This window comes from Levilactobacillus andaensis (assembly GCF_016861695.1).
Lineage (GTDB): Bacteria > Bacillota > Bacilli > Lactobacillales > Lactobacillaceae > Levilactobacillus > Levilactobacillus andaensis.
The window spans coordinates 21370-41063 of record NZ_BOLP01000002.1 but is presented as its reverse complement, the minus strand read 5'-3'; the positions used below and the strand labels follow the sequence as shown (position 1 = coordinate 41063).

The window sequence follows — 19694 nt, the reverse complement described above, 5'->3', positions numbered from 1 at the left end:
CGGACGTCGGCGACCCTCAATGGAGGTTGGCGGCGTCCGTTTTTGACTAATGACTAAGCTCATGCGTTAAGGTTGCGTTGCCCCAGTGTTCTAGGGAAAGCAAGATGTTGTGAAACATGTAGCCACTATCCGTCAGCTGATAACTGTAATCATCGTTTGCTAAAGTTTCAATCAGCCCGAGGTCCGCGAGTTGTTTTAGCTGCAGTAGGAGGTTGAAAGTTGAAATGCCGCGAACGGTGCGGCGGAGTTCCATGAAGTCCGTGGGCTCAGGGTCAAGCTGATACAGGATGAGGGCGTACCAGCGTTGGTGGAGCACCTCGACGCCAAGCTCGCTGCCGAGGTTCAGTTGTGTTAATGCCATATTGCCAGGTCCTTTCTCATTGGGTATTGCTGAAGGTCATCAACCAGGGCGATGACCGATTTCGAGTAGTAATCCGTGCAAGCTAGCTTAGCATTTACAGTGAAAGTTGTCCATCGAGGCGACTGGTAGATAGCCGATTGCGTGAGCTGTGATCAACATTTAAATGGGACAAATAGTGATTGACGATGACCATTTAGTGGACGGATACTTTTTTCGTAGGTAATACCTGTAAGCGGTGCCAAAATATGCTACGATGAGAACGGAAAACGACTTTGAAGGGAGCAACGAACATGCCAATTTCAGTTCAGCAGCACCAATTTCATCTGCAGACCGACCATACCAGTTATCTGTTTCACGTCATGGAAAACGGCGAACTCGGCCAGTTGTACTATGGCCAGCGGATTCATGACCAGGCCAATTATCCCGACCTGACCGCTCGCGAGGAACACGGCGCGATTCCGGCATGGCGGCTGGATCGGCCAGATTTTCAACCAGAAACATTGAAGCAAGAATTCGCCGGTTTAGGCAAGGGCGATTACCGCGACCCGGCGTTTCAGGTGACCTCGCCAGATGGTAGTCGCATCTCAGAATTTCGCTATCAGGATTATCAGATCACGGACGGCAAGCAGCGGTTGAATGGCCTGCCATCGGCCTTTGCGACCGGTGATGACGTCCAGACGCTGACGGTGACCTTGCGTGATGTGGTGGCCGAGTTAACGCTGGCCCTGCAGTACACGGTCTTTCCCCATCAAGACGTGATTGTGCGGAGTGCGCGTTTCACGAATGCCGGTGAGCAGACGTTGCTGCTGGACCGCGCCATGAGTAGTCAGTTGGACCTGCCGGATGCCAATTACGAGTTGCTGCAGTTCTCCGGGAGCTGGGCGCGTGAACGTCATCTGGTACGCTCGCCACTCCATAGCGGGTCGCAGAGCATTGGTAGTCTGCGCGGCGCTTCCAGTCATCAGCAGAACCCGGCCATGATTTTGGCCCGACCGACAACGGATGAGAACCACGGGGCGGCGTTTGGCTTCAATCTCATCTATTCCGGAAACTTTCTGGATCAAGTCGAGGTCGATGCCTTCGATACGGCGCGGATTTTAATCGGCATCAATCCGGAAGAATTCGGTTGGCAGTTGACACCGGGCGAGACGTTCCAGACACCGGAAGCCGTGCTCAGCTACACGACCACCGGGCTGAATCAGTTGAGCCAGCAGATGGGTGACTTTTATCAGCATCATTTGGTGAACCCCCACTTTGCGCAGACGCCGCGGCCGGTGTTGATCAACAATTGGGAAGGGACTTATTTTAACTTCGATGAGGCGAAACTCACGGCGATTGCTAGTGACGCCAAGGATCTCGGCATTGAAATGTTCGTGCTGGATGACGGCTGGTTCGGTCACCGTGACGATGACACGACATCACTGGGAGACTGGGACGTTTACGCGCAGAAGCTCCCCAACGGTATCGCACATTTGGCCGACAAGATTCACGGCATGGCGTTGAAATTTGGGCTGTGGTTCGAACCAGAAATGATTTCGATCGACAGCGACCTGTACCGGGCGCATCCGGAATGGACGGTCAAGACGCCGCACCGGGAAATGACGCCGGGACGGAACCAATTTGTCATTGATATGGCTAATCCGGAAGTGATTGACTACCTGTACGATAAAATCAGTCGGCTGATTGCTGATGCCCATCTGGACTACATCAAGTGGGATATGAACCGTAACATCACGGAGGCCTACAGTCCGACCCTGCCAGCTGACCAGCAGTTGGAATTCGCCCATCGCTACATGCTCGGCGTTTATCAGCTGTACGGTCGGTTGACGACGGCCTATCCAGACGTGTTGTTTGAATCCTGTGCCTCCGGTGGTGGGCGCTTTGATCTGGGGATGATGGCGTACGCGCCGCAAGCCTGGACCAGCGACGATACGGATGCCGTGGAACGGTTGAAAATTCAATTTGGCACCTCGTACGGCTACCCGCAAACGATGATGGGCGCACACGTGTCGGCGGTGCCGAATGACCAAACCGGGCGGATCACGCCAATCGAAACGCGAGCGGCCGTGGCTTACTTTGGTGATCTCGGTTACGAGTTAGACGTGACGCAATGTTCAGCGGCGGAAAAGGCGGCCATCAAGGAGCAGGTTGCCTTCTACAAGGCCCACCGCGAGCTGTTCCAGCAGGGCAAGTTCTACCGGCTGGACAGTCCATTCACGGGTGATGGCAATGTCGGTAGTTGGCAGGTCGTCAGCGCGGATGGCAAGCATGCAATTGCGGCGCGGTATCAGGTGCTGAATCATCCTAATCCAGCGTACAATCGGCTGTATCTGCGTGGTTTACAACCGGATCAGCGTTACCAAATTGCTGGCAACGACCACGTTTATTACGGCGATGAGCTGATGAATGCTGGCGTGTTCATTCCACACCTGCAAGACAGTACTGAGGGCATCGAGGAGTCATTTGACTTCAGTGCGCGCCTGCTGGTGATTGATGCGGTTGAAAAGTAAAAGTTGAAGAGTGAGAGGCGATTGCGTTGCGGCGTGGTCGCCTCTTTAGCGTATAATGAGACTAATATTTAGCGGAGGTGGCGGCGATGAAAATCTTAGTGACGGGCTTTGACCCGTTCGGTGGTGAAACGACGAATCCAGCGATTGAAGCGGTGAACCAGCTGCCGTCAGTAATTGCGGGAGCAACGATTGTGAAATTAGAGATTCCAACGGTTTTTGACCGGTGTGCCACGGTCGTACGGGAAGCCATCGTGCGTGAACGACCGGATGTGGTCTTGAGCATTGGCCAAGCGGGCGGTCGCGCAGCCTTGACGCCAGAGTTGGTTGCCATTAATTTGAGCGATGGCCGGATTCCGGACAACGCGGGGCAGCAACCGGTCGACCAACCGATTCAGACGGCTGGGGAGACGGCATACTTTACGCAGTTGCCAGTTAAGGCGATGGTGGCGGCGATTCGTGCCGCTGGCCTACCGAGTACCGTGTCGACAACGGCCGGGACCTACGTTTGCAATCACATCATGTACCAGGTCCAGTACCTACGGGCGACCGAGTTTACCGAGTTGCGGGCGGGCTTCATGCACATTCCGTTTCTACCGAGTCAGGTGACTAAACGCCCCAACACGCCGTCGTTGTCGTTAGCGGACGATGTGCGGGGAATTACGGCGGCGATTACGGCAATCGTCCAGCAAGCAGAGTAAAACGAGGACGCTTCTTCGTTGTGGAGGAAGCGTTTTTTGGTGCCGGCAATCAAAAGCAGACGAGTTGCCAGGACATTTTGCGTATTGGTACCGTCGTTTGCCGAAGTGTTCTATAATTATTTATATAAGTGAGATTGGAGGAATTATCATGCAGAAATATACTGCAGAATTTATGGGGACCTTTATGCTGGTCTTCTTGGGAACGGGCGCTGTAACGGTCGCCGCAGGGAATACACTGACGATTGGGCTGGCATTTGGGTTGGCGATTACGGTGTCGGCGTACGCGTTTGGCGGCATCTCTGGTGGACATTTCAATCCGGCAGTGACGACGGCCATGCTGATCAATCGCCGAATCGGCGGTAAGGACGCGGTGGGATACATCGTGGCGCAGGTCTTAGGCGCAACGGTGGCATCAGCCTTTATTAAATTATTTGTCAGCGGCTTGGGCTTAGCAACCAACCAATTGGGGCAAACGGACTTCCCTAAAATTTCGACGGGCTTGGCCTTCGTGGTGGAAGCGCTAGTGACGTTCCTGTTCTTGCTGGTGATCCTAAATGTGACGAGCGACCGTCATGGCAACGGCGACTTCGCCGGCCTGACGATTGGGGTAACGTTGGCCTTCTTGATCATTGTGGCACTGAATCTGACGGGCGGTTCATTGAATCCAGCTCGGTCATTCGGCCCCGCAATTTTCGCCGGTGGTAGCGCCTTGTCCCACCTGTGGCTGTATATCTTGGCCCCAGAAGTCGGTGCGATTTTAGCAGCGTTCGTCGGTCGAATGATGGGTAGCGAAGACTAAATTAGAAAATAAAAAATACTGGTTAGGCTCGGAAAAGGAGTCTAACCAGTATTTTTGTGGTTACGCGGTGATTTCGTGAACGCGAAAAGCGACGATGGCGGCAATCAATTTTTCGGGGAGCGGCTGGTCGTAGGGCAGTTGGATGGCGCCTTTGGACGTGTGGTAGGCCGCCAGTTCCGTGGTGAAATGGGCAATGGGCGAGGCCGTCGGGTAGAGACCGAGATGATGCTTGGTCGCCGCAAAGTAAATGACGGGCTTTCCGGCAACGTAGAAGGCGGGCATGCCGTAGCTGATTTTCTCGGTTGCGTCGGGAAGTAGCGTTTTAAGCAGATTGTAGATGGCGACGAGTTCTGCGTGGTGGTCGGTGGCGACTGGGGTAGTGAGATAGGTTTGGATGGGGGACATGGGTGGAGGTTCCTTTGTAAGCGGATTTATTATGATGATTATAGCAGATTTTAGAAGATGAAGAAAAATAGTATATTGCGGCTAAAATATGGGTTATCATTAATTAACATCCTATATGGACTGGTTGCTCGTTGAAGGAGTGGCTAGTTTAAAATTGAGGGGATGGAGAAGGGAACATAGTATGCGGGTTGATATTCCGATGCCATCAAGATTTAAGATTGAGGATCTTTTTCGTGATAACTGTTTTGTCGTACCGGTCTACCAGCGTAATTATGCTTGGGGAAAGAGTGAAGTTGGGGACTTTTGGGAAGATTTAAAGGATTTAGTTAAAGGAAGAAGAGACAGTCACTTTTTCGGTCAGATTGTCACTTATAGAGATAGTAGTGGCGTTCAAGAAATCATTGACGGTCAGCAACGGTTAACAACTAGTGTGATTTTTATGGCGGCCGTTCGCGATATTGCTAATGAAATGTATGAAAAAAACACGCAAAATTCTAACGGAAGTGTCAGCCTAGAGGTTAGCGACTTACTACGTGATATTCGGTTGCAAGTTGAACAGGCATTGTACAGGGATGATGACCAATCGCCAACTTTAGTCGTGGAACCAGTAGCTGATCGAGATGGAAACACAATATTACAAGATTTCTTTGATGATCTCATCAGTAGTAACAAGAAAGCACTAACGGTAAAAACCACTTCTAAACCAATTAAGGATATGCAAACGGCCTATAAGGATATGACGGATTGGATTAGAAAAATGCTGAAAGATGAGACCTCGATTGGTGAGCAGATCGACTTGCTACGACAGATCTTTTTGTCATTTTCACGACGATTCTACCTGGTCATGATCTCTGCACCAAGCAGACGGGATGCGTTTACTATCTTTGAAACGCTGAATAGCAGGGGAAAGGATTTAGCCCCGTCAGATATTATTAAGAACCATTTGATGTCAACGATGGAAAATAACATAGAAGAGTCAAATGAGATGTGGGGAGAGCTGGCTGAGCATTTAAATAATGATAGTAAGCGAATTACACGGTTTATTCGAACTTACTGGGCATCAAAGGAACGGATTGTCTCCACAGCAAAGCTCTATCGAGAAGTTAGTGACTGCATTACGGACGTCAATAGCGCTAAGGATCTGTTAATGGATTTAGAGAATTTAGTCCAGCTATACGTCGTACTTGAATCACCAACAACAGGGGATCATCGAAAATATTTCGCGGATCAAAGAATTACGCAGAGGTTAGACATCTTCTCTAGAATTAACGTGAAGTTGTATTATCCGATCGTCATTGCAATGAGTTACAGAAACTATAAGGATAATGATATCTTGATGGTCGTTAACAAGCTGTTGTCGATTTTTATTCGGCACAGAACGATTATCAATGATGGAACCAATACTTTAGAAGTAGGCTTTTCTGAAATTGCTAAGAACATTTGGAATTTGAACTACCAGGGTGTCGATAGAATTATCGATGGCATCAATAGTAAAATGTTGAAGACCAATGAAGAGACTAAAGCTTCCTTCAGCGTCTTGCGAAAAGATGGCGGCGACAAGGGGAGAAATAAATGGGTATTAGCCTACATCCTTTCGGAAATTTATAACAACCGCTATGAAGGCTTTTCAGAAGACGAACTCTATGGCAGAGTATTTGACGATGATCGTTATCGTGTTGTTCAGATTAGCAATGATAATAAGCTAAACGAGTATTCAAAGAATATTGGCAACTGGACGATTATTGAGAAGAGTCTGGTCAAGTCCGGGTTCTCTGACATTTCTGAGGCTGAAAGAAAATTGAAGACCTCTGAATTAAAAGCCAATCAACAACTGGCTGATGTTATTCGTGAGCACGGTTGGGGCGTAGCTGAAATTAATGAACGACAGGCAGTGTTTGCTAATGACGCTGTGAATGTGTGGTGAGGTTGGTCGAACTCAATCAATGGAATTAAGAAGTGATAAATATCTCTGGCAAAAAGTGCCGTCATTTAATTGGTATAAAAAATAAAGCATCTCTAACCAGAACACTGACTGGTTGGAGATGCTTTTTCGATATTTAGCCGTTTAACCTAACTTGGTAGCTAGTAGGTTTAAAATCAGCTTGGTCAATGACCTTGGGTGTGAAAACTTTGAGCTTACGGTTGTCAGGATCGCCATAGACTCTGTAGATTGCGTAAGCCATATCTTCCTTTTTACATATTTCGAAGAATGTCAGCTCATTAGAGGACATGAAGAAGGGAGTTGTCTCTGTTGGATTATAAGTCGTTTTAACTTCAATGTAGAGATCCTTAGTCTGTGAGGGATTTTTTGGATTGACACACTGAGATAGAATATCATAACCCAAACCGTCACCATCTTCTTTTGAAACGTGTTTGAGCTTGTCTTGAACCGTTGATAACAGCGGGCTTTGTGCAAGTCGATTTTGTTCGTAAGCCATTGCAAATTCTTCACCTTGCCTACCAGATTCGGCCGCATGCTGTGCGAGGGCATCGTAGTCAGGTTTAACACCATGTTTTTGTAAAACGTCATAGGACTGCTGGTCCTCATTTACCTGGTCGTCGGGTTCATCGGCGGTTGGATATACGACTGACTGATGGGAGTTATTGGCTAGTATAGTGGTGACAGTCTTTATATAATCTTTGGGATCAAGCAATAGTTGTTGGGCTTGCTGATAGCATTCGGACATATTGAGAAGGTCATCCGTTAACGCTGAATTACTGTCCTCACTTAATTGGGAAATGTCGTAATACTTGCTGAGAATAGTACCGTCTTCATAGCCAGTAGCCAATTTTGAAAACTTATTATCTATCCGTTTAAGAGAAATACGTTGACCAGAAAATTGCATCAGTTTGGCTGAAAGTTGAAGGTGGTTGTAGAAGAAATTTGAAATAAATCGAATTTTATCATGGGGGTCGTTACCTTTATATTTTTTCTCGAAGAAGGTCCAGCCTTGAGTTAACGTTAAATAGACACCTTTATAATCATTCGTAAACAGCAGAGCAATATAGATACCATGTTTGGTTGTTGCATGGAAAATGTCGTTGTCCCGGATTGTAATCCAAGGAATTTCGGCCCATTTACCCACACCGGCTGAAAATTTGGCACGATAACTTGTCGGTAATTTGTCTAAAGAGAGCGCTTCGGTCAGACTAGCTTTGCAGTCCCTAATTAACGCGTTTTGGGCGAATGACCGAGGGACCTCTTTTTGCACTGCGTATTCAGCTGAGATTCTTTTGAACAGGCTAACAAGATTCAAATTCATTCCTCCAAGAAAACAGTCTAGTGGTTACTTAAACTATACCATTGAAGATAAAGGTGAGTAAATATCATATTCAGCTCAACTACTATTTTCGCTAACGATAATTTTATGTGAACGGCATCTTCATCGATGGTGAACAGTATCTCGCTTTCTGTCAAACTAAACCCAAGAGATAAAGAGAAATTACGTAGCCATACTCAACCCGTTCAGAATCAGATATTTCAATGAACTATCACATGTCAAAACTATCGCGTTACCCGAAGCTGCCAATAATATTATCAAATACGGTCTCGGACGGCGGAACCTAGTTGGGGCCATTGCCAAGCTGGTCAAACAACGGGATGCCCAGCTTCTCAAACTTTTAAAACAAGATCAAACGGACTAACGTAAAACGGCCACCGCTTCCACAACGGTTGGCCGTTTTCTTATACGTTCTTTTTCAAACGCTGATACTCAGTCTCCCCCAATAAATGGTGCAACGCCTGATCCTTTTCCTGGTGATTCGACCGGCCTAGCCAGTAGAACAGCAATCCTAGACCAATCCACACCGCTAGCATGATATACTCCGTCGGCCATGCCAACGCCACTGGCGACTTAGGATACAGCGTGCTGACCGCAATGATGACCGCTAGTAGACCACCCAGCGTACTCGGCCACAGGTGGCGCAGTCGAAAGCCGCCATCCAGTGTCGGGTAGTCGCGGCGAGTCCGGCGCAGCGCCATCGCCGTGATTGCCCAGGCCATCGCAACGAAGAAACCGCCCAGGTCCAAAAAGTACGTCATCGCGCCCTTACCCAGCCAGCCAAAGCCAATCGCAAACACCAACACCAGAACCGTCGCGTTGATTGGCGTGTTCCGTTTGACACTGATCTCCGCGAACTTCGGCGGTAGCAGGCCTGCTCTAGCTAGCGACAGAATCAGTCGGGGCGCCGCCGTAAACAAGCCGATGAAACTGGTGAATAACCCTAGAAAAGCAATCAGGTAGGCCGCCGTTCCCAACAGTGGGAAACCGGCTTTAGTGAACGCCGTGATCGACCCCATCGGGAACGTCGCCGTCTTGTGCCATGGGTAGACCCACGCGCTGGCCAACAGCACGATGATGTAGTAGCTGGCCGCGAGGATAATGGCGCCGACGACCGCTTTCCCAATCTTTTTCGGTGGCATTGCCGCTTCTTCCGCCAGAATCGTCACGACTTCCCAGCCCGTCAGGAACGTCATCGCGGGCAACACGAAGCGGACCACGTTAGCAAATGGCTGGCTGCCCGCGCTGAATGCCGGCCAGAAATTGGCGGGACTCCCTTGCGTAAACCCAGTGACGACCAGCGCGCCACCCAAGATGAGCAGTCCAATGAAGAGCACCGCCTGCACACCCGCGGTCAATTTTGTCCCACGAATGTTGAGTGAGAAAATGAAAAGCGTGAACGCCACGCCGACCGCCAGTTCGATCAGCGAGACGTGGGCACCGGCAATCGTGTACCCCGGGCCCGCCGACATCTGTGGAAAAATCGTAGCCAGCAACATGCTGGAGGCCGTCACGTAAAACGACAGGGCACTCAGGTAAGCCCCAAGAATCGCCCAGCCCGTGGCGAATGCCCATTTCTGCCCAAATGCTAAGTAACTATAGACGACCGGCCCGCCGCTACGAGGAAAAATCGAAGACAGTTCCGCAAAGGAGAGAGAGGCCAGAATCGTAATGAAGGTAGCTAGGACAAAGCCGAAAATTTCGCCACCCGCGCCATATTTATCGAAGAAGATACCGTTGGTGTAGATCCAGCTACTACCGATCACGCTGGATGCACCTAAGATCAGCAGGCGGGGAAACGAGATGTGTCGGGACAAATTTTGCATAATTATCGCTCGCTTTCGTCAATGATGTTCAGCCGTCAAAATTCTATGTACTTGTGAAATTGCTTCCCTCATTCTACGTGATGTAGGCGGTATCAACAACGAATATATCTCGGTTGATTCACAATCGGCATCACGCAGTATATCGGAATGACAAATTAATTTTAATTTCCACGAATTTTCGACCACTTTTTACGGAGTTAGTCAGTAGAGAGGGGCGTTTACCATGAAAATTCGGGCAGCACGGCGACAACGATTAGAACAACTGGGGATGGAGGAGCGGCACCAATTTTATGGTCGTTTCGAACGATACGGCTATAAGGCTGGCTATCGCGGGGAGGAGCCAACGCTTTTGTTGCGGGACGTACGCCTCGTAGTTGGTGGCAAGCTCATGGCCGGACATCTCTGGTTCAACCTGACCAAAGGTTTCCGTGAGTTGGGTCAACTTCAGCGCGGCGACATCGTTCAGTTCAATGGCCGCGTCGACCGCTACGTGAAGGGGTATCAGGGGGTTAAGGGGCGCATCTCACGTGACACAGTGATCGATTATCAGCTCAGTCGGCCAACCCAAGTCAAGATGCACACGCCCGTCGATAGTTTTCCGCGGCTGGCTTTACCGACGGAGCCCTGGCAAGTGATCACGCTGATTCAGCGGTTGAATCCCGTCCTCGATGGTCGGCAACGGGGCGAGTCTACATCCACAAGTTAATCGTAGCCGTTTAGTGTGACTTAGAGTTGCCGGGTGCATTGGTTGGTTCCGCAGCCAACCTATCTTTTCAGTTTCAGCAAACTTAGTGAGTTTTTGCGTGCAACTAATTACGAGTCAAAAGCGGTTGTGCACTTTTTCGCTCCACCCGTTATTAGCCAAATGAATTGCCTCCCACCGCATTTTCCACTACAGTAGACTCAATAGTGAAAAATGAAATGGAGGAGTGACGATGACCTCACCCTTAAGATTTGACGAAACAACTTATCAGTCGGTCACAGCGACCGTCGATGGTGTGACAGTGTCCTACCGGTGTTTCATGGACCTGACCTATGTGTCACGCCCCGTCGATGATATTCAGAAGCTCAATGTTTTTGTTCCGGAGGCATATTTTAATGGTCAACGCGTCAACGGTTATAATCGGGTGAGTGCGCCGATTTTTATGCCGAATACGGTGGGCGGCTACATGCCCGGTCCGCGCGATTTCCCGGGAAATCCGCAACCATTTAGTCGTGGCGAGACGATTCTTAAGGCCCTTAAACAGGGCTATGTCGTGGTTTCTGCCGGTGTTCGTGGCCGGACACAGACGAATTTTCAGGGCGAATACATCGGCAAGGCGCCGGCGTTTATCGTGGACATGAAGGCAGCGGTCCGTTACGTCAAGTTCAATGCTGGCCGGCTTCCTGGTGATCCGGAGAAGATCATCACCAACGGGACTAGCGCTGGTGGGGCGACCTCGGCGTTGATGGGGGCCAGTGGCAATGCCGATTTCTTTGACACGGCATTGTTGGCACTCGGTGCGGCTCCGGCGACCGACGACGTTTTTGCCGTTTCGGCCTACTGTCCGATCCACAACCTGGAGCATGCCGATGCTGCCTATGAGTGGCAATTTGGCGGTATTTATCAGTGGCACCGCCAGAAGATTCGGGAGGCCGACAATCAGTTTATCTGCACGCCGGTTCATGGCAAATTGACCCCAGCCGAACGCCGACTGTCACCAATCCTAAGAGCTGATTTCAGCGGCTATCTCAATGGCTTGCAACTCACAGATGATGCTGGTCGGCCATTAAGGTTGACCGCTGAGGGCAATGGGAGCTTCAAAGAAGCCATTATCGCCAAAATTCGGCAATCCGCGCAGGAAGCCTTGAACGCCGGCGTCGATGTCACCAAATATGCTGGCGTCACGGTCGTTGATGGTCGAGTGCCCCGGTTAGATTGGAATCAGTATCTGCGGTCCATTACGCGAATGAAAGGCGTACCGGCTTTTGATGCGCTTGACCTGAGCAGTCCGGAGGCGGACCTGTTCGGCAGTCGCTTGCTGGCCGCCAAGCACTTTACGTCATTTTCCCAGGCTCATACGACGGTTGCCAGTCAACTGGCCGATGCCGACTTAGTTGCGGCCATCAATCCGTTAACCTATCTCTTGAAACCCCAGAGTCACGTGGCTCAGCACTGGCGAATTCGCCACGGAGCGGCCGACCGGGACACTTCCTTCGCCCCATGATCCTCGCGACCAAATTAAGGAATCAGGGTAAGGATGTTGATTTTGCCTTTCCGTGGGCCACACCCCATAGCGGCGATTACGATTTACCAGAACTTTTTTCCTGGATCGATAACCTCTGTCAACCGCGTTAAATCAAGCTTAAACTAGCGACTACCTAAAAATTTAGGAGTCGCTTTTTTTATTAGTTGAGAGAAAAAGGTTGCATTAATATACCTATGGGGGTATATTAATGAACGTTGTCAGTGAGATGCCTAATATTTACTGATGAAATCAACAAAACGATTGTCCCTAAAAATCTAGTTAAATCGACAATCGTGCTCTTAAGCCGAGCTGTGGTTAGCCTAATGCCTATAGGGGTATACCCCAACTGGAGGATAGATATGATTAAAGAAATTCACGACCAAGATTTTGAAAACGAAACGGCTACCGGCGTGACCGTTGTCGACTTCCGGGCCGACTGGTGTCCGCCATGTAAGATGATGGACCCGATCTTGAAGCACCTGTCCGAGAGCGATGAGTTTGGTCAACGGGTCAAATTTGTGTCGCTAAATGTCGACCATGATCAACAGACGGCAGCGAAATTTGACGTTCAAGGAATTCCGACCTTCCTCATCAAGAAGGATGGTCAGGTCGTGAAGCGCCTGGTAGGGGCACGACCTAAGCCACTGTTTGCTGCAGAATTACAAAAGGTATTGGAGAACTAATGACTAAAAAATTTGATTATATCGTCTTGGGTAGCGGCCCCGCTGCCTATGGATTGACCACCGCACTAAAGGAAACTGGCAGCACGAAAACAGCACTGATCGTCGATAACGACCTATTTGGTGGGACCTGCCCCAATTACGGTTGTGAGCCCAAGATTTTTCTGGAGGGTGCCGTCCGCAACGTCTTGATTGCGCGGCAACTCCAAGGACGCGGTCTGCAACAGTCAGCGACAATCGATTGGTCGACGTTGATGGCGACTAAGAAGGCGACCTTTGCTCCGTATCCAGCGAATGCGCAGGCAGCATTTAATACCGACTACGTTCAGACGTTGCAAGGGACTGCTAGCTTTGTTGATTCCCAGACGGTCCAGGTGAACGGTCAGAGCTACCGGGCCGATAAAATTGTGATTGCGACCGGCGTGAAAGCTCATCAGCTGGCTATTCCCGGCCAAGAGCTCACGCACAGCAGCAATGACGTCTTAGATTTGGCCGACCTGCCACAGCGCGTCACGTTTATTGGCGGCGGGTACGTCAGCATGGAATTGGCCACGGTACTCAACGCAGCTGGCGCCGAAGTTACCATTATTGAGCACGCGCCGAGCGCACTGGGGGCCTTCTACAAGGGCCACGTGGATGTGGTCGTGAGTCAAATGAAGGCGCGTGGTATCAAATTTCATTTCGGCCAATCGGTCAACGGTGTCAAGCGCCAGGAGTCTGCGTTCCAGGTGACGACCGCAGAAGGCCTACAGGTCGAGACAGATTACGTGGTTGACGCGACTGGTCGAACGCCCAACGTCGACCGGTTGAATTTAGCAGCCGCGGGTGTCGCCAATGATCGGCAGGGAATTCTCGTGGACGACCATCTCCAGACCAACGTTGCTGGCATCTATGCGGCCGGTGATGTGGTCAAGAAAGACCCCACTATCGCGCCGAGATTAACGCCAGTTGCCCAATTCGAAGGGGCCTATCTAGCTGGCGAAATGGCCGCACCAATTGCCTATCCCGTGACTGGCACAGGATCATTCACCTTTCCCCAGATTGCCCAAGTCGGCGTGAGCGTTGATGCGGCAGTCCAGGACGACCAGTACCGGGTGAAGAAGCTGGCCTTGCAGCCGGACTTTGCCTACGCCGGAACCAACGACCAGAATGCAGAACTGATTGGCATTTTCGACCGTGATGGCCGGCTGGTCGGTGCGAGCGAAGTCAGTCAGACGGCAACGGACGATATGAACCATTTGGTCAGCGTGATTGGTCTGGGGCTAACGGCCAAGGACTTTCAGGAACGCCAGATTATGATTTTTCCAACGCTAGCAACCAAACTCAAGGAATTTCTAGCGTAGTGTAATCAAAAAACAACCAACGAAGTCTCTAGTTTGCAGAGGGAGTTTCGTTGGTTGTTTTTTGGCAAGTTGCTTTTTTCAATTGATCTCTTAGTTTGCCCCCTAATCTAACTTAAAGGTTGCGTTTTAGTTTACTTTCAGGCGCTAATTTTTTACAGTGGGGTAAACCAACAAAAGGGGGGACTGCCATGCAGAAACTCTATGTGTTTGTGCCACTGTTAAATATCGTGGGTGAGTTTTTCTTCTTACTAATTTTAACGTTTGTCCCGGATGCGCTAACGAGTCTGGGCGCCGAACTCCATTGGCAAGTGGGCACCTTACAGCTGGTTGCGGTTCTGGGCGTCATCGTGTGCTTGACGTTCTTTGCGAAGAGTCGGCGATTGAAAAAGGCCGGTTTGGTCGTAAACGCTGGCATTATTACGTTCATGTCCGTTTTCCTCTGGCGGAGTACGATTGCGCCAACCATTAACGAGTACGTTTGGTTGTGGTCCCTGCTGATGATTTTTAACCTCGGCTTGATTGGTTGGGGCTGGATTCAGTTGTCACATCATGAGTGAAAGAGAGGGTTGGACAAAGAGCAGAGTTGACGGCCTTTTGTCGCACGTTTCGATCATATACGTTCGAGAGCGCAAAACGGGCCAGAGACTTTTGTCCCAGGCCCGTTTCAGCAAGCTAAAATTAGAGAGAAATCAAAAAGGGGCGACCACATCGCCTCTTTTTTAGTACAATTCTGGTTTTAATTTAATCGCGTCCGCCGCCGTAATCTCACGCACCACGCGGCAGGGGTTGCCAACGGCTAGACTGTTAGCGGGAATGTCACGCGTGACCACGCTCCCGGCACCAATCACACTGTCGTGGCCAATCGTGACGCCACCGGTAACGGTCACGTTACTGGCTAACCAGCAGTTGGCTTCAACGGTCAGCGGCTTGCCATACTCCTGGTCGTATTGGGAGCCATCTGGCCGCGTCTTTAGGTTGCGTTCCCGCGACAGCAACGGGTGCATGGGGGTCACGAAGCTAGCATTGGGGCCAATCATACAGTTATCGCCAATGATAACGTCGCAGGTATCCAGGATGGTCAGGTTGGCATTGAGGTAAACGTCCTTGCCAAAATGGGTGTGGGTCCCGTAGTCCACAAAGGCTGGGCCTTGAACGAAGAGCCCTTGCGGCTTGTCGGGAAACAGCTCGTCTTGGATCTCCTGGCGCCGCGGACTGGTTTCGGGCGTCTGTCCTAATTCCTGACAGAGTGCGTGGGCGGTTACCCGGCGTGCTTCCAACTCAGGAATGGTGGGGTCATACAGTTTACCGGCTAACATCTTTTTTTCTTCTTCTAGCATATTTTTCGGACACTCCTTAAATAATAATGCCATTACAGTGGTCGACTTCGTGTTGAATGATTTGGGCCACGAAGCCAGTGAACGTTTGGTGTTGTTTTTGGAAATTTTGGTTTAAAAAGTCCACGTCGATGCTTTGGTAGCGGGTCGTGGGCCGTTCGCCGGGAAGCGACAGACAACCTTCCTGGGTAGCGTAGGCACCAGATTTCTTAGTGATGACGGGATTGACCATGGCCACGGGAATCACGCCCATGTCGACGACGATGATCCGCAGGTTGACGCCAATCATGTTGGCGGCCATACCAACGCAATTTTCGCTGTTGGCCTTAAGCGTATCGAGTAAATCGGTGACAGTAGCGGCGTCGGCCTTAGTTGCGGGTCGGGATTTTTGTGCTAAACGAGCTTGGTCGTGAACGACGGTTTTAATCATGGGAAGCCTCCAAAAGTTGTTTAAGTTTCGTTGTGGTGTTGTAGTTGCGGGCACTGGTCTGCTTATAGAATGGGGTGCCCGCGATTTTCGCGTAAAATGAGCGACTGAAGTTGACCTTGAGGGTGGATGTCCAGAAAATCACGTTGGGTGTCACCAACACCTGGTCGTAGTCCGCGGTGACCTGACTCGTGAGCCAGCTATCATTTTCCGGCGTATAGGTGTTCAGTTTGAACAGAGCGTTGTGCCGTAATGTGGGATCGGCACCCCACCAAGTCGGTGCTTGCGCGAGGTCGTCCAGAAAATCCGGTTCGCTGAGCAGTCGAAAGTCGATGGAAAAGTCAAAATTAGTGGTCAACACGTGCGCCACCTTTTCCTCACAGGTAGGGGCTGACAGGTCGCTAGTCAGAAAAAGGTTGCCGCTATTGATGTAGGACCGCACGTTAGTAAAGCCGGCTTCCAGCAGTAAGTTGCGGAGCACAACCATGGGGACACGGTGGTTGCCACCGACGTTGATGCCCCGCAGGAGTAAGAGATAATTCACGGAACGCACCTCCAGTTTAGGTTCTAGTATAGCATGTTAAGCACTGCCATTTTAACCGAGATTCCGGGCCTGGGACAAAAAGCCTCTGGCCCCTTTTGTCCTCTCTATTGTCTACTTATTTTACTGAAAAGAGAGTGGCTTCTGAATGACATTTACACGACAACGCAAGATTTCGTGCTCACTTTCTAAGAAATCCAGCACGAAATCGACCACTTTCAGAAAAGCATATCCTCAACTTAAGCAGACCTTAACCGAACCTTAAAACGCCTACACACATCGGCCAAAACGACGCTACTCTTCCCAAACAATCAGCGTACAATTGGCTTAACCATATCGTGGACTAAAAGGTTAATCTAATGTATGAATTAGCTAATGACGGTACTGGCAATTGGAGGAGATACAGATGCGTAAATCGTTATTCATTATTTTAGCTTGTCTGGCCTTAGCATTCTTTGGCAGTAGCCCAATTGCCGCATATGCGGCCGGTGATACTGGTGCGAATAGTAAGCTCAACATCAGCATTGATGGGAGCTTTGGCGATTGGAATGATAAGCCAACGACGACCTTTAGCAACGGTGCAAAGGGGTCGTTGGTCGCCGATGACAGCAACATTTATTTCTACCTAAACATGGATCCCGACGACAGCGGACATGGCTATCTGAGCCTGCCCAGCCGATCCTTTACGCTGAATGTCGGCAAGAAGTCCTACGACATTTCCATCAGTAAGGCCAGGGGACTAGGAGCCGGCAAGAGTGCGTCCGTTAGTGTCAGCGCCAACGGAAGTGCCATCAGCGGCGCCCAAGCCATGATGACCCGGCCCAAAGATAGTCACGGGAACCACGACGTGATCGAAATGAGTCTACCGTTTGCTGGCCTGGGCGTGGTTGCCACTTCCAGCCAGAATATCTCTATCAGCAATTCTGACCTGGGCGGGCAAACGTTGACCACGACCGGTGGGAGCACTGGTGGCGTCATTTTAGTCGCCATTGGCTTCAGTATTGCCATCGTGGCGGTCGTTCAAATCACCCGGCGCCGACGAAAGCTTGCTTAACGGCATCAGCGCTCACACACTTAATTGGAAATGTTGGTGAAACAATGTTGGGGACTTACTTTCAAACACTAACTGGAAGTGTTGCCACAACTAGTTAATCCATTAATGGTTATGTGCCGATAGAAGTCAAAAACGAAGGCAGGTGGCGGCGCGATGTGTAAATCTAAAATAGTTGCCCATGGCAGTGGAATACCGGTTGGTCTTGGTCGACAAGTTAAGGGGCCAGGGGCTGATTCGAATGAATAGCTACCTACTGTTTGGCATGATCGGTTGGCTTTATGCGATTTCAATTTTAAAACGGGCCCGGCTTTCCGCGTACTACTTTATCGTGGGGAGCGTTGGCCTGTTCTTTATTTTAATTGCCCTCGGAAACCCTTACTGGGTCTGGTTTTTAACGCATACCGTCATCAACGGGGTTTCCGGGTTGGGACATCTGACCCACTGGTGCCGGGTCTTTGCCAAGTATGGCATCGTCTACATCGGCAACGGCATGAACCCGATTACCATGTCGATCGACTATGAATGTTCCGGCATCATTGAAACGACTGCTTTCGCCAGTCTACTGGCGTTTTACCCAACGTACGGCCGTCCGGAAAAGGTGTTCTATCTGGTGATGGGGGCGCTGTGGATCTATTTATCAAATGTGATCCGGCTGATGATCGTCGTTGTCATCGTCTATTTTGGCGGGGCCGAGTGGTTCTTCATGGCCCATACCCTATTAGGGCGAATTATTTTCTACCTACTGATCATCATGCTGTACTACAATGTTTTCACGTATTCGCAGCTCTCACAGAGTCTCTATACCAATTTCAAACGACACGTGCTTACTATCAAAAAGCGTCTTTCACGAGGTTAAGTCTTGCTAGATTACTTACTGAATTTAACGTTAACGCAAATGGGCTTCTGGATTACCTGGGCCATGATTCCCATCGTAGTCGAAATTGTACCGTCGTTGATTTCGGCGGTGCGCTTGATCATCCGTAGTGGTCACATCAAACAGCTACCAGCGCCAGCCAAGTTGCCATTCATCTCGATCATCGTGCCGGTCTACAATTCGGAGGACACGTTGTTTGCCTGCCTACAGTCGATCAACGACTCCACGTTTCCCAATAGCAACATGCAGATCGTCCTGGCCGACAATCAGAGTACCGATGACAGTTTCAGTGCCTACGCTCGGGCGCAGAACCATTTCAACCTGAATATGCAGCTGATTCGGACCGACCAAGGAAAGGCCAAAGCGCTGAACGGCGCCATTTATCAGTGCATCGGAACCTATATCATCAACATCGACAGTGACGGTGTCCTCGAGAAACATGCGCTGATGAATATGGTCTTACACTTTGAAAATGATCTGGATTTGGCGGCACTGACCGGGACGATTCTGACGCAGAAAAACCTGATCAAGACGACTAAGAGTCACTGGTTACGGTTCCTACAGAAGACCGAATATTTCGAATACGCACAGGCCTTCTTGTCTGGTCGGACCATCGAATCCGACAACAATCAGCTGTTTACCATGTCCGGGGCGTTCTCGGCCTTTCGCAAGGACACGCTGCTTGACACCTTCATGTACAATACCAGTACGGTCGGTGAGGACACCGACATGACCTTTCAGGTGCGGCAACGGTTGAAGCGTAAGGTCATGTTGTGTGCCGATGCCATCTTCTACATCGAGCCGCTCGCTAGCGTCGAACAGTTGTACAAGCAACGCCAGCGCTGGATGCGCGGAGAACTTGAGGTGTCACAGGAATACATGCATCATGACGCGCAGCTTGGCAAGTTCTTCCAAAATTTCCTGGTGCGACGGATGATGATTGACCACACCTTCGTCTTCCCCAAGATGATCTGGATGTTTGCCAGCATCGTTTTGCTGTTCTTCCGCTATTCACCGGTGGTGCTGGGATTTTCGTACGTGGTGATCTATTTGCTGTACGTCTTTGTGTCGGCGATCAACTTTATCAGTGTGGGCCGGTTATTACGCCCGTTTCCACTGGAACTGAAATTTTATAAGAGTGTGAGCTGGGTCATCTGGTCACTGCCCTTGTATAACTTTGTCGTCTCCTGGATTCGCTTGATTGGTGTCATCAATTCGATGTCGTTGCCGGGAGTTTGGAACACGGCGACCTTCACCGCTGAAGTGCAATCGGCCGTCAAGATTGTGCGGGGGGATATTCGTAGCTTGCGTGAAAAGAAGAAGGAGTGAGTCT

The 19694-nt window shown here is 50.1% G+C and carries 19 protein-coding genes; 12 read left to right on the top strand and 7 right to left on the bottom strand.

The window, feature by feature from the left end:
- Positions 1 to 46: 46 nt before the first annotated feature.
- Entirely contained in the window at positions 47 to 361 is a 315-nt protein-coding gene (locus tag JUF10_RS00370) for a winged helix-turn-helix transcriptional regulator (RefSeq protein WP_203640270.1), read from the bottom strand.
- A 290-nt stretch (positions 362 to 651) separates the two neighbouring features.
- Between JUF10_RS00370 and JUF10_RS00365 the strand changes: the two genes are divergently transcribed.
- The 3 genes from JUF10_RS00365 to JUF10_RS00355 all read left to right on the top strand — a co-directional run bounded on the left by JUF10_RS00365 (position 652) and on the right by JUF10_RS00355 (position 4368).
- A complete protein-coding gene (locus tag JUF10_RS00365) occupies positions 652 to 2871 on the top strand; it encodes an alpha-galactosidase (RefSeq protein WP_203640269.1) in 2220 nt (739 codons plus the stop codon).
- Positions 2872 to 2957: 86 nt separating this feature from the next.
- Positions 2958 to 3569, top strand: coding sequence for a pyroglutamyl-peptidase I (gene pcp, locus JUF10_RS00360; protein WP_203640268.1), 612 nt, complete (start codon positions 2958 to 2960; stop codon positions 3567 to 3569).
- A 148-nt stretch (positions 3570 to 3717) separates the two neighbouring features.
- A complete protein-coding gene (locus JUF10_RS00355; RefSeq protein WP_203640267.1) occupies positions 3718 to 4368 on the top strand; it encodes an MIP/aquaporin family protein in 651 nt (216 codons plus the stop codon).
- Positions 4369 to 4428: 60 nt separating this feature from the next.
- On the opposite strand, the gene JUF10_RS00350 is transcribed toward JUF10_RS00355, so the two are convergent.
- Complete coding sequence (locus JUF10_RS00350; protein ID WP_203640266.1) at positions 4429 to 4773, bottom strand: iron chaperone; 345 nt, start codon at positions 4771 to 4773, stop codon at positions 4429 to 4431.
- Positions 4774 to 4954: 181 nt separating this feature from the next.
- Between JUF10_RS00350 and JUF10_RS00345 the strand changes: the two genes are divergently transcribed.
- Positions 4955 to 6697 (top strand): DUF262 domain-containing protein, encoded by a 1743-nt coding sequence (locus JUF10_RS00345; RefSeq protein ID WP_203640265.1) that lies wholly within the window; start codon positions 4955 to 4957, stop codon positions 6695 to 6697.
- A gap of 133 nt (positions 6698 to 6830) precedes the next feature.
- Here the strand turns inward: JUF10_RS00345 and JUF10_RS00340 are convergent, their stop codons facing one another.
- Complete coding sequence (locus tag JUF10_RS00340) at positions 6831 to 8030, bottom strand: MrcB family domain-containing protein (protein ID WP_203640264.1); 1200 nt, start codon at positions 8028 to 8030, stop codon at positions 6831 to 6833.
- 428 nt (positions 8031 to 8458) lie between these two features.
- The gene (locus JUF10_RS00335) at positions 8459 to 9880 is read right to left on the bottom strand and encodes an APC family permease (RefSeq protein WP_203640263.1); all 1422 of its coding nucleotides are present in this window, start codon (positions 9878 to 9880) and stop codon (positions 8459 to 8461) included.
- A gap of 223 nt (positions 9881 to 10103) precedes the next feature.
- Between JUF10_RS00335 and JUF10_RS00330 the strand changes: the two genes are divergently transcribed.
- The 5 genes from JUF10_RS00330 (at position 10104) to JUF10_RS00310 (ending at position 14688) form a co-directional block, all read left to right on the top strand.
- The gene (locus JUF10_RS00330) at positions 10104 to 10586 is read left to right on the top strand and encodes a hypothetical protein (RefSeq protein ID WP_203640262.1); all 483 of its coding nucleotides are present in this window, start codon (positions 10104 to 10106) and stop codon (positions 10584 to 10586) included.
- A gap of 229 nt (positions 10587 to 10815) precedes the next feature.
- Complete coding sequence (locus JUF10_RS00325; RefSeq protein ID WP_236008113.1) at positions 10816 to 12087, top strand: subtype B tannase; 1272 nt, start codon at positions 10816 to 10818, stop codon at positions 12085 to 12087.
- A gap of 380 nt (positions 12088 to 12467) precedes the next feature.
- Positions 12468 to 12791: a thioredoxin family protein gene (locus JUF10_RS00320; RefSeq protein ID WP_203640261.1), complete on the top strand. Its 324-nt coding sequence runs from the start codon at positions 12468 to 12470 to the stop codon at positions 12789 to 12791.
- Positions 12791 to 14131, top strand: a complete 1341-nt coding sequence (locus tag JUF10_RS00315; RefSeq protein WP_203640260.1) for a dihydrolipoyl dehydrogenase family protein — start codon at positions 12791 to 12793, stop codon at positions 14129 to 14131. Before JUF10_RS00320 ends, JUF10_RS00315 begins: the two co-directional genes overlap by 1 nt.
- 188 nt (positions 14132 to 14319) lie before the next feature.
- Positions 14320 to 14688, top strand: coding sequence for a hypothetical protein (locus JUF10_RS00310; protein ID WP_203640259.1), 369 nt, complete (start codon positions 14320 to 14322; stop codon positions 14686 to 14688).
- A gap of 162 nt (positions 14689 to 14850) precedes the next feature.
- Here JUF10_RS00310 and JUF10_RS00305 read toward each other — a convergent pair whose 3' ends face one another.
- From JUF10_RS00305 to JUF10_RS00295, 3 genes are read right to left on the bottom strand one after another with little or no spacing between them, the layout of a single operon-like run.
- Positions 14851 to 15468 (bottom strand): sugar O-acetyltransferase, encoded by a 618-nt coding sequence (locus JUF10_RS00305; RefSeq protein WP_203640258.1) that lies wholly within the window; start codon positions 15466 to 15468, stop codon positions 14851 to 14853.
- Positions 15469 to 15484: 16 nt separating this feature from the next.
- Positions 15485 to 15895: a peptide deformylase gene (locus JUF10_RS00300; RefSeq protein WP_203640257.1), complete on the bottom strand. Its 411-nt coding sequence runs from the start codon at positions 15893 to 15895 to the stop codon at positions 15485 to 15487.
- Positions 15888 to 16436, bottom strand: coding sequence for a DUF1697 domain-containing protein (locus JUF10_RS00295; RefSeq protein ID WP_203640256.1), 549 nt, complete (start codon positions 16434 to 16436; stop codon positions 15888 to 15890). The genes JUF10_RS00300 and JUF10_RS00295 overlap by 8 nt, the downstream gene beginning before the upstream one ends.
- A gap of 403 nt (positions 16437 to 16839) precedes the next feature.
- On the opposite strand from JUF10_RS00295, the gene JUF10_RS00290 reads away from it, so the two are divergent.
- The 3 genes from JUF10_RS00290 (at position 16840) to JUF10_RS00280 (ending at position 19690) form a co-directional block, all read left to right on the top strand.
- Entirely contained in the window at positions 16840 to 17487 is a 648-nt protein-coding gene (locus JUF10_RS00290; protein WP_203640255.1) for a Firmicu-CTERM sorting domain-containing protein, read from the top strand.
- A 238-nt stretch (positions 17488 to 17725) separates the two neighbouring features.
- A complete protein-coding gene (gene xrtG, locus JUF10_RS00285) occupies positions 17726 to 18343 on the top strand; it encodes an exosortase XrtG (protein WP_203640254.1) in 618 nt (205 codons plus the stop codon).
- A 3-nt stretch (positions 18344 to 18346) separates the two neighbouring features.
- A complete protein-coding gene (locus tag JUF10_RS00280) occupies positions 18347 to 19690 on the top strand; it encodes a TIGR03111 family XrtG-associated glycosyltransferase (protein WP_373301245.1) in 1344 nt (447 codons plus the stop codon).
- The last annotated feature ends 4 nt before the right edge of the window (positions 19691 to 19694 follow it).